The sequence below is a fragment of the Paracidovorax avenae ATCC 19860 genome (assembly GCF_000176855.2).
GTDB lineage: Bacteria > Pseudomonadota > Gammaproteobacteria > Burkholderiales > Burkholderiaceae_C > Paracidovorax > Paracidovorax avenae.
Map to the genome: position 1 here is coordinate 1,249,137 of NC_015138.1, position 14,065 is coordinate 1,263,201.

10 protein-coding genes are annotated in these 14,065 nt (G+C 69.3%); 6 read left to right on the forward strand and 4 right to left on the reverse strand.

Translation table 11 applies throughout. The features are described from left to right. Positions 1-2: 2 nt before the first annotated feature. The 3 genes from ACAV_RS05455 to ACAV_RS05465 form a co-directional block, all read right to left on the reverse strand. Entirely contained in the window at positions 3-1,916 is a 1,914-nt protein-coding gene (locus tag ACAV_RS05455) for an EAL domain-containing protein (protein ID WP_013593578.1), read from the reverse strand. Between the two features lie 73 nt (positions 1,917-1,989). Then, positions 1,990-2,640, reverse strand: coding sequence for a response regulator (locus tag ACAV_RS05460; RefSeq protein WP_013593579.1), 651 nt, complete (start codon positions 2,638-2,640; stop codon positions 1,990-1,992). Then, on the reverse strand, positions 2,637-4,040 hold the full coding sequence (locus ACAV_RS05465; protein WP_013593580.1) for a cache domain-containing protein: 1,404 nt from the start codon (positions 4,038-4,040) through the stop codon (positions 2,637-2,639). The genes ACAV_RS05460 and ACAV_RS05465 overlap by 4 nt, the downstream gene beginning before the upstream one ends. Positions 4,041-4,607: 567 nt before the next feature. On the opposite strand from ACAV_RS05465, the gene ACAV_RS05470 reads away from it, so the two are divergent. Together ACAV_RS05470 and ACAV_RS05475 are read left to right on the forward strand one after the other, a co-directional pair. Then, positions 4,608-5,078: a Rid family detoxifying hydrolase gene (locus ACAV_RS05470; protein ID WP_013593581.1), complete on the forward strand. Its 471-nt coding sequence runs from the start codon at positions 4,608-4,610 to the stop codon at positions 5,076-5,078. Positions 5,079-5,106: 28 nt separating this feature from the next. Continuing rightward, complete coding sequence (locus ACAV_RS05475) at positions 5,107-6,570, forward strand: aminotransferase class V-fold PLP-dependent enzyme (protein WP_013593582.1); 1,464 nt, start codon at positions 5,107-5,109, stop codon at positions 6,568-6,570. An 81-nt stretch (positions 6,571-6,651) separates the two neighbouring features. On the opposite strand, the gene ACAV_RS05480 is transcribed toward ACAV_RS05475, so the two are convergent. Continuing rightward, complete coding sequence (locus tag ACAV_RS05480) at positions 6,652-7,677, reverse strand: porin (protein WP_013593583.1); 1,026 nt, start codon at positions 7,675-7,677, stop codon at positions 6,652-6,654. A gap of 222 nt (positions 7,678-7,899) precedes the next feature. Between ACAV_RS05480 and ACAV_RS05485 the strand changes: the two genes are divergently transcribed. The 4 genes from ACAV_RS05485 to ACAV_RS05500 all read left to right on the forward strand — a co-directional run bounded on the left by ACAV_RS05485 (position 7,900) and on the right by ACAV_RS05500 (position 13,847). Next, positions 7,900-8,523: a Crp/Fnr family transcriptional regulator gene (locus tag ACAV_RS05485; protein WP_013593584.1), complete on the forward strand. Its 624-nt coding sequence runs from the start codon at positions 7,900-7,902 to the stop codon at positions 8,521-8,523. A 394-nt stretch (positions 8,524-8,917) separates the two neighbouring features. Continuing rightward, positions 8,918-9,937 (forward strand): isopenicillin N synthase family dioxygenase, encoded by a 1,020-nt coding sequence (locus ACAV_RS05490; RefSeq protein ID WP_041828594.1) that lies wholly within the window; start codon positions 8,918-8,920, stop codon positions 9,935-9,937. A gap of 29 nt (positions 9,938-9,966) precedes the next feature. Then, positions 9,967-11,427: an NAD(P)/FAD-dependent oxidoreductase gene (locus tag ACAV_RS05495; protein WP_049791227.1), complete on the forward strand. Its 1,461-nt coding sequence runs from the start codon at positions 9,967-9,969 to the stop codon at positions 11,425-11,427. 197 nt (positions 11,428-11,624) lie between these two features. Then, complete coding sequence (locus ACAV_RS05500) at positions 11,625-13,847, forward strand: sensor domain-containing diguanylate cyclase (protein ID WP_013593587.1); 2,223 nt, start codon at positions 11,625-11,627, stop codon at positions 13,845-13,847. The last annotated feature ends 218 nt before the right edge of the window (positions 13,848-14,065 follow it).

The window sequence follows — 14,065 nt, forward strand, 5'->3', positions numbered from 1 at the left end:
GCTCAGGCGGACGCCGCGGCCGTGGCGTCCGAGCCCTGCCAGGCGCGCTGCGGCACCGGTCCGGCGGAGTGCGCCTGGGTAGCGGACCGTTCCGCCGTGCGCCAGGCCAGGCCGCTCGCGCAGCCCTTGGCTTCGTGCTTGGCCAGCGCCGCGGCATTGGCCACTTCCTCGGCGTGGCGCATGGAGCCCGGCACCACGCGCGCCGCCCCGATCGCCAGCGTCGTGCAGGGGAAGAAGCGCTTCACCCCGTGCCGGTCTTCCGCCCAGATGCCGCCTTCGGCGCGCGCGGCGTCGTCGAACAGCTGGAACGCCTCGCGCGCGAAGTCTTCCACGATGCGCTGGCAGCGCTGCAGCCAGTCGCCGCTCTGGAACAGCAGCATGAAGTCGTCCCCGCCCACGTGCCCGATGAAGTCCCGCTGCGCATCGCAGTGCGCCACGGCCAGCCGCGCCACGAGGCGGATCATCTGGTCGCCGCGCCAGTAGCCGTAATAGTCGTTGAAGGGCTTGAAGTGGTTCAGGTCGGCATAGCAGGCCACGAACTCCGTGCCGCTGTCGATCAGCCGTTGCATGTGCATGCTGATGGGAATGTTGCCAGGCAGGAAGGTGAGGGGATTGGCGTGCCGTGCCGCCTCGATGCGGGCCTCGGTCACGCTGCGCACCAGTTGCTCGCCCGTGCCCAGGCCCACGTAGCGGCCGTTGTCGGTGACGATGAACCCGTCGCTCAGGTAGCGCTGGTCCTGCGAGGTCAGGATGCCCACGAGCTGGTCCACGTCGCAGTCGAGCTCCACCACGCGCGGGGCCGGGTTCGCGAAGGCCGCGCAGGCCTTGCGCCCGTGCACCTCGCGGAAGTAGAGCGTCGCATAGTGGTTCATGAACTGCTGGCGGTTGATCAGCGCCACCGGCCGGGTGCCGTCGAGCACCGGCAGGGCATGCAGTTCGGGATGCGCCTTGAAGAAGCCGGCCACCGTGTCGTTGCTGGTCTCGGCCGTGGCCGTGGGCGCATGCACCACCAGCAGGTTGCGCAGGATGCCCGGCCGCGCGTTCTGACCGCGGTGCGGCAGGACCGCCACGCGGCGGTCGCGCACGGCGTCCAGGGCCGGCGCCTCGATCCGCCCGCGCGGCCCGGATCCTGGCCGGCCGAGCAGGTAGCCCTGGCCGTAGGGAATGTCGAGGTCGCGCAGCGCCCGCAGGTCGTCCTGCGTCTCGATGCCCTCGGCGATCAGGGTGGTGCCGAACACGTCGGCGATGCCCTTGATGGCCTGCAGCATCTGCAGGTTCCCGGGATGGGCGCTGATGTCGCGCACGAAGTACTTGTCGATCTTCACGAAGTCCGGCCGCGTCTCGGACCAGAGCCGCAGGCTGGAGCGGCCGTCCCCGAAATCGTCGAGCGCGATGCGGGCGCCGCAGGCGTGCACCTGCTTGAGCGCCTCGCGCAGCGAGGCCATGTCGCCCACGCGCTCGTGCTCGGTGATCTCCAGCACCACGTTCTCCGCCGACACGCCCGCGGCCCGGGCCGCGCCGGCCAGCGTCATGCCGCGGCACAGCGACACCCCGCTCACCAGGGCGTCCGCACTGATGTTCACGAACAGGCGGCCCGCGCCGCCGGACGCGCCCCACTGCCGCAGGGCGATCGCCACGCACAGCAACTCGAACTCCTGCAGCACGCCTTCCGCGAGTGCGGCCTCCAGCAGGCGGTCGGGCGTGTGCAGGGGCGTGCCTTCCGGGCCACGGATCAGGGCCTCGTGGGCATAGACGTTGCCCTCGCGCAGATCGGCCAGGGGCTGGAAGACACAGTACAGCCCGCTGCCCCGCATGAGCCGCACGAGCGGGCCCGCGCCGTCCCGCACCGCTGGCGACAGCGAAGCGAGCACCGCCTGTAAAGCGCTGTCATGGACGGGGGCGTTCGTTACAGTCATACACAATTGTCGCGAAGTTACGCCCGGTCCATGACATCGGAGTGACATGTTCCGTGCCACCGCAGGTATTCCGCTACGTGGGCAGGTCCGCGTAGGCCACCGCGTACTTCACCAGCGCCGCCTGCCCGTCGATGCGCAGCTTGCGCCGTAGGTGGAGCCGGTGCGTTTCCACCGTGCGCACCGAGGTGCCCATCCGCTCGGCGATGTCCTTGTTGGAGCGGCCCTCGGCCAGCAGCCGCAGCACCGCCGCCTCGCGCGGGGTGAGCGACCGCGCCTGCGGCGGCACCGGCTGGCCGCCGTCCACCAGCGCACGCACGCCTTCGCTGAAATGCCGCCCGCCCGCCCGCACCGCCTCGATGGCCTGCACCAGCTGGCCGGCCGGCGCATCCTTGAGCACATAGCCGCGCACGCCCAGGCCCACGGCGCGCCGCACGTATTCGGCATCCTGGTGCATCGACAGCACCATCACGCGCACCAGCGGAAAGCGCTCGCGGAACGCGGCGGCCAGCTCGATGCCGCTGCCGTCGGGCATGCGGATGTCCGTCAGCACGATGTCCGGGGCCACGGCGGCGGCGAGTTCCAGGGCCTCCTGCACGCCGCCCGCCTCGGCGGCCACGCGGATGTGGGGCGTGGCCTCCAGGCGCATGCGCACGCCGTCGCGCACCAGCGGATGGTCGTCCACCAGCAGGACGCGGATCGGATCCAGGCCGGGGTCGGCGTTCATGCGGGCACCTGGTACGGTTCGAGGCCGGCGGCCAGCCCGGCGGCGGTCGCGTCCCGGCGGTCGAGCACCGCCAGGATGCGCGTGCCGCCGCGGCCCGATGCGATGGCGAAGCGGCCGCCCAGGCCCTCGATGCGTTCGCGCATGTTGCGCAGGCCGATGCCGCCCTGGCCGTCGCGCTGCACGCGCTGCACGTCGAAGCCGCGCCCGTCGTCGCGCACCGAGAGGCTCACCCGCCAGCGCGTGAAGCGCAGCGCCACCTCCACGTGGGTGGCGCCCGCGTGCATGCGGGCATTGGTGAGCGCCTCCTGGGCAATGCGGAACAGCGCCGTGCCGTGGCTGGTGGGCAGGGGCCCGGCCGGCCCGCGCAGCACGAATCGCACGCTGAACGCTCCCTGTTCCTCCACCTCCTGCGCCATCAGCGCGAGCGCGGGCGCGAGCCCCAGGTCGTCGAGCAGCGCGGGGCGCAGGCCGTGGGACACGCGCCGGATCTCCAGCAGGGCGTCGTTGAGGCGCTCCAGCCCATGGTCGAGCATGTCGCGCGGGGCATGGGCGGCGCGTGCGGCCCATTGCACCTGCGCCGTCTCCAGCAGGAATTTCGAAGACACCAGCACCTGCACCACGCCGTCGTGCAGTTCGCGCGCCACCCGCACCCGCTCCTCCTCCTGCGAGCTCACCACCCGCTGCGCGAGCCGGCGCAGCTTGGCGCTGGCCACTCGGTGGTCGCTCAGGTTGAGCGCCAGGCCCGCGAGCCCGATCAGCACGATGCACAGCGCGGCGATGCCGTAGATGCGTCGGCGCGTGCCGTCGATGTTCTCCTGCGCGGCCCGGTCGATGTGGCGCAGCGTCTCCTGCACGTCGTCCAGGTACAGCCCCGTGCCCAGGATCCACTCCCAGCCGGGCAGGGTGGTGACATAGGCGAGCTTGGGCGCCATCAGTTGCGAGGAGGGCTTCTGCCAGTCGTAGCGCACCATCCCGCCGCCCTGGCGCGCCGTCGCCAGGATCCGGTTCGCCGGTGCTTCGCTGCGCGGGTCGCCGGGATCGCACAGGTCCACGCCCGACAGTCCCATGTGCCGCGCGTCCAGCAGCACGTTGCCTTCGCGGTCGTAGACGAAGAAGTAGCCGTCCCGGCCGAACTGCATGCGCGAGAGCAGCGCCAGTGCCTGCCGCTGGCGCTCCGCGGGGTCGGCCTCTTCGGCCGCGATGCGCGCGAGCGCGCTCTGGGCCAATTGCACGTAATGGCGCAGTTCGGTCTCCTTGCTGTGCAGGTAGGCCGTCTCCACCAGTTCGCGCTCCTGCTGCGCCAGCCGGAGCGTCTGGTGCCGGGCCGTCGCGGCCACGGAGCCGAGGGCCACCATGATGGGCAGGGTGGAGAGCAGCAGGAGTTTCAGCCGCAATTGCATGGTCTGTCTCGCGAAGTGGGGAGAAGTATTTCGCCTGATACCGGCAAAGTCGATCGGCGGCTATGGGGGTAAGGCCCGGTATTCCATCTCACGGTGACAAGCTGTTAATACGGATGAGTGCCGGGAAAATGCATGGCACATGGAGTTTTGGGAATCCAGCCGGGATTTGCATTGCCTTGGTGATCGAGAAAGGATAAATCGCACCGCCGTGGTGAGGCGCGTCCCCGCGCCGGTGCTGTTACGTACCTGGATGCGCCGGCGCGCCCGCCGGTGGTGCACCGGAAAACCGCCGTGCACCTGGAGGATGCCTCCTGCAGGGACAGCAGGATGCGTGCCGTGCCCATGTCCTGTGCAATGCCCTGCGTAGTACTGCGCAAACCGTTCTGCGTAATCCTGCGTAAGGGAAAAATGTGCTTTCGTTCCGGCCTGCACCCGCACAGAATTCCTTCGCGCCCCTCCTTTTCGTCGATATTCGATCCGTTGCGGTTCGATTATTGGGGAGGGCCGCGTGGCGGTATGGAAGGGTATTTCCATGCCACGTCTGCGTCGTTGAACGGAAGGAATGCCATGGATATTCGGAATCCCCTGTCCCGGGGTCTTGCGCTGGGCGGCACCGCGCTCGCGGCCGTGCTGCTGGCGGGCTGTGCGGCTCCCGCCCAGCGGGAGGTGCTCTCCACCACCCGGATCTACCCCGCGATCGGGCCCTACTCGCAGATGGTGGCCCACGGCAACACGCTGTACTTCTCGGGCGTGCTGCCCCTCAATGCCGCCGGCAACGCGGTGCAGGGCACGACCATCGAGGAGCAGACCCGCGCCGTGCTCGATTTCATCGGCGCCAAGCTGCGCTCCCAGGGTCTGTCGTACGCGGACGTGCTCTCCACCACCGTGTACATGAAGGACCTGGGCGAATTCGCCGCCATGAACAAGGTGTACGGCGAGTACTTCCGCAGCGCGGCGCCCGCGCGTGCCACCGTCGAGGTCGCGCGCCTGCCGCGCGACGTGAAGATCGAGATCGCGGCCATCGTCGGGCGCCGCTGAGCCAGCGGACCGGTTCCAGGAGATTTCCATGATCGAAACATCCCCCGTGGCAGCCCGTGCTGCCGATGGCATCGAGCGTGCCGTGGCCGAACCCCGCTGGAGCGCCAAGCGCCGCGACTTCCTGCGCATGATGGGCTACGGCGCCGGCGCCGCCACGCTCGGCCCCCTGGTCGCCGCCTGCGGCAGCAGCGGTGCGCAGACCGCCGCCGAAGCGCTGCGCGAGCAGCTCGTGCGCGACGAGGCTTTCTGGACCGGCGTGCAGGACATGTTCATCCTCAAGCCCGAGAAGACCTACATGAACATCGGCACCGGCGGCTCCATGCCCAAGCTGGTGCTCGACGTCTTCGATGGAGAGAACCGCAAGAAGGCCGCCGATTCCGGCAGCGGCTACGGCAACCTGCTCGACCTGCGCAGGCAGGTGGCGCCGGGCTTCGGCGTGGATGCGGACGAACTCGCCTTCTCCGCCAACACGTCCTCGGGCATGTGCCATGCCATCCTCGGCATCGACTGGCAGCGCGGCGACGTGGTCGTGACCACCAACCATGAGCACGGCGGCGGCGACACGCCGCTCAAGATCGCCACGGACCGCTACGGCATCGAGGTCTCGCGCATCGAGATGCCGGTGGGCAACAACCAGACCGCGGCCACCTACGTGAACCTGTTCGACGAGCGCATCCGCGCGCTCAAAGCCCAGGGCAGGCGCGTGCGCGCGATGATGTGGTCCTCGCCCACCTACAAGACCGGCACCATGCTGCCCATCGCGGACCTGATGGGCGTGGTGAAGGCGCACGGCCTCATCAGCATCGTGGACGGGGCGCACCTGCCGGGCATGATGGCCTACAACTATGCGGAGCTGGGCATGGACTTCATGTCCGGTGCCGGGCACAAATGGCAGTGCGGCCCGGGCTCCACCGGCATCCTGATCGTGCGCAACAAGATGCGTGCTTCCAACCCGCTGCCGCTGCCCAGGTGGTACCCGGTCCACACGAGCTCTTACACCGCGAAGGACCGCACCACCAACGGCACCGAGACCTACGACATCGCAGCCACCATCACCAGCTGCGGCAGCCTGCACACGCCGATGTTCATGGCGCTCGCCCAGGCCTGTGCGCAGTGGGACGGCATCGGTCGCAAGAAGATCGAGACCTACGACCTCACGCTCTCGTCCTACCTCAAGGAGAAGATCGCCGAGCGCTGGGGCATCGACGCGCTGTACTCGCCCAAGGACGATCCGAAACTGCTGTCCGCGCTCACGTCCTTCAATCCCTTCCCCAACAAGGCGGACGTGATGAACGCGCAGAAGGCGAACGCCTTCGTCGCGCGCATGCAGAGCGACTATGCGCAGGGGTTCGTGATCCGCAGCGCGGACTTCCCGGTCATCGGCGCGCCGTCCAACCACTACGGCATCCGCGTCTCCACCCACCTCTGGCACGATGCGCGCGACATCGACCTGCTGGTCGATGCGATGTGGGATCTCTCGCGCAAGATCTGACCGCACCCGTCGCGCACGCCCCATGAAAAAGAGCGCGGGAATCGCTTCCCGCGCTCTTTTGCCTTGGAGACAACCGCAGGGTCAGAACCGGTGGCGGATGCCCACGCCGAAGCTGTTGCCCTTGGTCTGCGCGGTGATGCGGTCGTTCATCAGCATCGCATAGACATCGGTGCGCTTGGACAGGAAGTAGTCGTAGCCGACGGTGAAGGTCTTGCGGTCGATGTCGGTCTGCGTCATCTCGGTCTTCACCCACTCGACCAGCACCTTGCCCGAGGGGCCGGTGGGGATGGAGGCGCCGACCTGCATGGTCTTGGCCTTGTTGTCGGTGTTGTCCGCCTTGGACTCGCCATAGCTCAGGAAGGGCTTGACCACCTGGAAGTCGTAGGCGCCCAGCAGCATCCAGTCCTTCTTGGTCGTGCCCAGGTAGGCGCCCTGGCCGGGGTTGGCGATCTGGTCGCGCTCGTAGAAGCCGGTCACCGTGAGCGGGCCGCCGAAGTAGAAGAAGTTCGCGCCCACGTTCTTGCGGCTGTTGTTGCCCGCCTGCTCGCCGAACTGGTACTGGATGTTCGCGGAGAAGCCGCCGATCTTCGGCGTGCTGTACACGATCTGGTTGCTCCAGCCCGTGTCGGCCGGCGTCGTCGCGGCCCAGCCCGTGCCGTTGAACAGGGGAACGTTCATGTGCAGGATCAGCGGCGAGAACGTGAACGAATCGCCCAGCGGGTTGCCCACCACCGACGGCAGGAAGTTGGGCGCCATCCAGCGGCCCAGCAGTACGGAGCCGAAGTCGCCCGACAGGCTGACGTTGGCATCGCGGGAGAAGAAGGTATCGCCGGTGAAACGGCCCTGCGTGCCGGTGTCGTTCTGCAGGAACGACGTCAGCTGGAAGCTGGCCTTCAGGCCGCCGCCCAGGTCTTCCGTGCCCTTGAAGCCGAACCACGAGGTGGTCAGCCCGCCACTGTTGACCACCGAGCGGCGGTTCGCGTCACCGGCCATCTTCATGGAGCCCACGTAGAGGTCCGACAGCCCGGAGAGCTCCACCGAGCTCTGGGCGTGGGCACCGGCGGCGCACAGCAGGGCAGCGCTCAGCGCGATCAGGTTTTTTTTCATAAGACTCCTGTCCACAACGACAAAGACAAACAAAGAGAGAAAGGGATCGGTTGGATGCACCACGGCGGACCGTGGAACACGTGCTCGGGAGGTTGCCATTCGTTACGTGCAATTACCGTGCCGGCAGGATGGGCACTCGCGCATTCCGTCGTGCGAAGGTGCGCGCGGCGCTTTTGACCTCGCTCAACACGCCCGGGGCGCGGGCGCGCCACAGTGCGCACCATGTTCCCCATCCCTTCCACCGATCCTTCCGTGCCGTGCGAGGTGGCCCCCGCGGGCCAGGTGCTGCGCCAGCGCCGCCAGCAGTCCGCTTCGGTGCTGCATCTCGACAGCGGCCGCGTCGTTTTCGGGGTGCGCGAGGAGGGGCTGCTCAGGCACCAGCTCGGTGCGGTGGAGGGCCCCTTCTGGCTCGATGCCGCATCGGCGCTGCTCGGCCAGCCCTGTCCCGTGGACATGGTGGCGGATTCGCGCGTGCAACTGCGCCGCGTGCCCCTGGAAGCGTTCCGCAGCGAAGTGGCGCTGCTGCCGGATACGGTGCAGCGCCTGGTGCGCGACATGGCCGCGGGCTACCTGCAGCAGACCGAACTGGCCGTGAGCCGCCTGGCGCAGGACGCGGAAGCCCGCTGTGCCCAATGGCTGCTGCGCCATGCCGAGCCCGGCGACGGCGGCGCGCTGCGCGTCACCCTCAGCCAGCGCAAGCGCCTCATCGCCGCGCAGCTCGGCATCGCGCCCGAAACCTTCTCGCGCGTGCTGCGGCACCTGCGCGAGCACGGACTGATTGCCGGCACGGGCAATGTGCTCGTGCTTCCCCAGCCGGGCGAGCTGCAGATGGTGGCGGGCGGCTGAGATCCGGGCCTGCCCGGGCAGGCAACCCCATTGTCCCGCCGTTTCCGTCTTGCGCCGAAGGCCCACGCGACCGGTCCGGCGCGCATGCTCCATTGGGGGAAAATCGCGGTATTCAAGATTATTTATTTTCATCCGATTTTTAATTTCGGGTTATTGTAATTTTATGAACGCCCGGATTTTCCGTGGTGATGCTGCTAATAATAGTCGCGTTATCAACCAACGGATCGCTGATGAAAATCCAACCGATTTATTTCGTGACGGGATGGCATGCCGCTCCCCATTCACGGTTTCCCGCGCCGTGCCGCGTCCCGCCTGACTTCCAGCCAGCGCCCCTTCCTCGCGGGGGAATATGGAAGGGGCTTGAATGAATATTCTGGAAGAATTGAATATTCCCATGGCGGGTTCGCCACATGTCCGGTATGCCGGGCCCGGCCGGCGGATTCCCGTGGTCAGCCTGGCCCCGCTGCGCACGCGTGATGCAGTGAAGAAGCGGGAACTGGCGCTGGCGCTCGGCGGGGTATGCCGGGAATTCGGCTACTTCTGTGTCGAAGAACATGGCATACCCGCGGATCTTCTGCACTCCGCGCAGGACGCCGTCCAGGCGTTCTTCGACCTACCCCATGCGGAGAAGATGTCCATCGAGCTCTCGCGGTCGCCCTACCACCGCGGATACGTGCCCCCGGGCGAGGAAACCGCCTATGGCAGCACCGTCCAGGACATCAAGGAGGCCTTCGACATGGCGCTGGAGCTGGGGCCCGACGATCCCGATGTCCGTGCCGGCAAGTTCTTCCACGGGCCCAATGCCTGGCCGGCGGCGCAGCCGCTGCTGCGGCCCACGCTGTCCTGGCTCTACCGCGAGTGGCTCGCGATGTGCGGCGACATCAGCGAACTGTTCGCGATCGCGCTCGGCCTGTCCAACACCTACTTCGCCGAGCGCACGCTCAAGCCGCTCGCGCAATTGCGTGCCGCGCGCTATCCGCAGCAGCCCGCGGGCGGCAACCCACAGGCGATCGGCTGCGGCGAGCACACGGACTACGGCATCCTCACGGTGATCTGGCAGATGGACGAGGAGGGCCTCGAAGTCTGCGACCCGGCCGGCCGCTGGACCCGCGTGCCGCGCGTGCCGGGCACCTTCCTCTGCCTGCTCGGCAACGTGACGGGCATCTGGACAAATGACCACTGGCGCGCCACGCCGCACCGCGTGGTGAACGTGTCCGGGAACGTGCGCCATTCGCTCAACTTCTTCTTCGACCCCGACCACGACTGCGTGGTCGAGCCGCTGGCGCAGTTCGTCACGGAAACGAAGCCCGCGCGCTATGCGCCCGTCACCATGGGCGCCCACCTGGCGCGCAACTTCGACGGGGTATTCGCCTACCGCAAGCCGTCCCCCGCCGAGGCGGGGCAGGCGGCATGAACAGGAAAGTCCAACGCATGAAAGACGGCATGAAGAACATTCTGGTGATCGGCGGCGGCGTGGTGGGCCTGGCCACCGCGATGGAACTGAACGGCAGTGGCGCGAACGTGGTCCATGCCTACCCCCGCGAGGGCGATGCGCTTTCCGCTTCCCGCGCCGCCGGCGCGATGCTCGGCGCCTTCGGCGAAATGTCCGCCGACGACGGCCCCGAGGAGATGGAAGAGTTCGACTTCCGGCTGGCCGCGCAGCGCTACTACCCGCAGTGGCTGGCGCGCCTGCGGGAGGAAGCGGCCGTGCCCGTCTCCCAGGTCGAGGGCACGGTGATCATCGCGAACAACCTGGGGGCGCGGGACCGCGACGGCATCCGCCGCATGCACGCGGAGGCCGCGCGCCGCGGCGAGCCCGCCGAGTGGATCGAGCCGGGCGATGTGCCTGGCCTGAAGCCGAGCCCGGTCCACGCGCCGGCCTTGTGCCTCTACCTGAAGAACGAGCACGCGGTGCATTCCGGTGAACTGCTCGACGCGATGGCGGCAGTGCTCTCGCGGCGGCCGCACTACCACCATCGCGACGCGCGCGTGCTGGAGGTGCAGCCCGAGGGGCGTGCCTGGAAGGCGACGCTCTCGGACGGCAGCGTGCAGCAGGTGGATGCCGTAGTGCTGGCCAACGGCTCGCGCTCGCTCGAGTGCCTGCCTCCGGGACTGGCGGAGGACGCCGCGCTACCTGCGCTGAGCTTCGGCAAGGGTGTTTCCTGCCTCATCAGCGAGGCGCCGTCGGTGGCCCACACCATCCGCACTCCGAACCGCACGTTCGCCTGCGGGATCCACCTGGTGCCCCGGCCCGGTACCGGCATCCTGTATGTCGGAGCCACCAACTTCACGGGCGTGGACGAGGAGGCCGAGGCCAAGGTGCAGCCGGGCGAACTGCACGGCCTGTTCGACGAGGCCATCCACCAGATCAACACCGATATCCGCACGAGCCGCATCGAGCAGATCCGCGTGGGCTTCCGGCCCATCGCCGCCTTCAAGCGGCCCCTGGTGGGCAGGACCCGGCTGCCGGATCTCTACATCGCGACCGGCACCTACCGCAACGGCGTGCTGATGGCCCCCCTGGTGGCGGCGATGATCGCCGCGGAGCTGGGCCTGCGCGCAGCGCCCTACCAGGGCAATCCGTTCTCCGTGCTGGAAGATGCTCAGCGGCCGGCGGGCTGGGACATCGACCGCCTGCTCGACGTCGGCGTGCGCGACCTGGTGGCGTTCCTGCAGGAGCCGCGCAGCCCACTGCCCTACAGCCGTGCGCGGGAACTCGAGGCGTACCTGCGCAGCCTGCTGCAGGCCGCCGTGCGCAACGATGCAGGAGCCTCGTCCGACTCCCTGCACGCGATGATCCAGGCCCGGCTGAAAGAGGCCCCGTTCAACGAGACGGTGCACAAGCTCTTCTACGAGATCGGGGACCGGGAGCAGCGGCCTGCGCTCCAGCCCGCCGAGGCCTGAAGACGGGACGCCATCGGGGTTCTCCCGGGGCCGCCCCCCGGGGTTCTACCCAAAGCCGTCCGGCAGAGCGCTGCGTATATTCGTTTGCAAGGGCCCGGCCTGTCCCGGGCGTGCATCCCTGCAACGAACCAACCGCTCTGCATGTCCCGTTGTTCCCGCCGTTCCCGGCCGAAGCCCGCGCAGAGCGTGGGGCGCACATGAGCGCGCCGCCCGCTCCGCCGGCGGCCGGGCGCGGCCGGCTGCGTGCCTTCGCCACGGTGCATGACGGGCGCGAGGCGCACTGGCACATGCCCGGCCCGCTGGTGCTGCGCTTGATCGCCGCCGCCGTGGTGGCCGTGCTGCTGGCCGGAGGACTGGCCGCCTGGCTCGTGGCGCGCTCTGCCCAGCACGAGGCGCTGGAGCGGCTCATGGAGCGCCAGACCGACGAGGTCGAGGCGGTCGCGCTGCTGCTGTCCAGCAAGATCGAGCAGAACCAGCGCGTGCTGGCCACGCTGGCCGAGAGCATTCCCACGCCACTGCCCGACTCTCCGGGTGCGCTCGACGCCCTGCTGGGCCAGCGGCTGCCCGCGGCGCGCTTCTTCGACGCCCTGCAGATCGCGCGGCAGGACGGCAGCCTCGGCCTGTACTGGCAGAACGGCAGGCTGCATCCCGGCGCGCAACTCGATCCTGCCGAGCGCGACCAGCTGCGGCGCACGCTGTTGGAGGGCAAGCCGCTCGTGTCCGGCGTGATCGGCAACGGTCCCGCCGACGCGCGCATCATGTTCAGCCTGCCGCTGCGCGCGGCCGAGGACGGCGGGGTGCAGGGCGCGCTCGCGGGCACGCTGCGGCTGCAGTCGCAGGGCCTGCTGCCGCCGTCGATGGCGCTGCCGGCACGGGCCGGCTCGACGCTGGTGGTCTTCTCGCGCGACGGCGCCATTCTCGCGCACCCGGACCCGGCCCGCGTGCTCGGGCTGGTGCGCAACGAGACCGGGCTGTCGCAGGTGTACGAGCGGGCGCTGCAGGGCGGGCAGGCAGCGGTGGCGGGGCGCGGATTCTCGGAAGTGGTGGCCGGGCAGGTCGTGAGCGTCGCGGGCGTGCCGCTGCCCCAGTGGCTGGTCGCGCGCGTGAGCGATGCACGCGCCTCGGATCTGGACCTGCTGGCCGGCGGCGGCCAGCGCGGCCTGGGGCGCGCGGCGGCCGCCACGGCCTGCGCGGCGCTGCTCGCGGCCATTGCCATCGCCGTGCTGGCCCAGCCCCTGACGCGGCTGTGCCGGCGCGTGGCGCGCGCCCATCCCACCGGCATGGCCGACGACGCGCCCTGGCCGGCAGGGGCCGGCGAGGTGGATGACCTCGCGCAGGTCTGCCGCGCGCTGGTGGACGATTGCCGCCTGGCCCAGCACCGCGCAGGCGTGCTGCAGGACCAGTTCCAGGCCGTGCTGGACCACGCACCCGCCGGCATCGTCATCACCCGTGCCGGGCAGGTGGTGGTGGTCGGGCTGGAGGCCTGCCGCCTGCTCGGCTACGAGCCGCATGAACTGCAAGGGCAGCCTGCGCGGGTGCTCTACGCGAGCGATGCGGCCTATGCCGAACTGGGCCGGCGCGTGCGCGCCGAGTTCGCTGCGCACGGTGCCTTCGACGGCGATGTCTGCTTCGTCCGCAAGGACGGCGGCGCGGTCTGGGCACGGGTGCTCGGCCGGGCCGTGCGCGATGGCGCCGTGGCGGAAGGGGGCGGCACCGTGTGGATGCTGGAGGACCTGACGGCGGCGCGCGAGGCGCGGCGCCAGCAGGACTGGCCCGCGGGGCATGATCCCCTCACGCAACTCGCCAACCGCGAAGCATTCCAGCAGCGCCTGCACGCCCTGCTGGCGAACCATGCGAAACGCTCCATGATGGTGCGACCATTGATCCGAAATGGTGCATTGCCTCCGGATTCCCTGCAGGAGCCTTCCGGCCGTGCGGAGGCAGTGGCACCACCTGCCGCACCAGAATCGGGCGTGCTGCTGTTCCTGGACCTCGACCATTTCACGGTGGTGAACGCGATCGCCGGGCACGATGCGGGCGACGACGTGCTGCGCCACGTGGGCCGGCTCATCGAGACGCAGGTGCGGCATGTCGGGTGGGCCGCGCGGCTGGGCGGGGACGAGTTCGCGGTGGTGCTGCCCGGCTGCGCCCTGCCGCGCGGCCTGGCGATCGCCACCCAGCTCTGCGCGGCCGTGCATGCCTGGGAGCCGGCCTATGCCGGCCGCACGTACACGCTGGGCGTGAGCATCGGGCTCGTGCCGCTGGATGGGGACGCCTACGACGTGCCCACCGTGCTGCATGCAGCCGACATGGCCTGCTACGAGGCCAAGCGCGCGGGCCGAAACCGCGTCGAAGTGCGGTGGCTGCGGCCCGAACACCCGCACGAAAGCACGCCGGCGGACGGCAGCGTGCAGGCCTGACCGGGGCACTGCAGCGGGAATTGCCGAGCCTTACCGCGGAGCAGCCGTCTTGTCCATGACGGCCGTGGAAACATTCTGTTCTTCGGAACACGGGCGGCTGCGGCATCGGCAACGGCGGCTCCGTCGGGCATAGTGCGTGCCGCACGCCGGGCGCCCGTTCCGGCGCTTCCAGGGAGCCGGCGGCACCGCTGCCGCGGCGTGCGCCACAGGGAGGAATC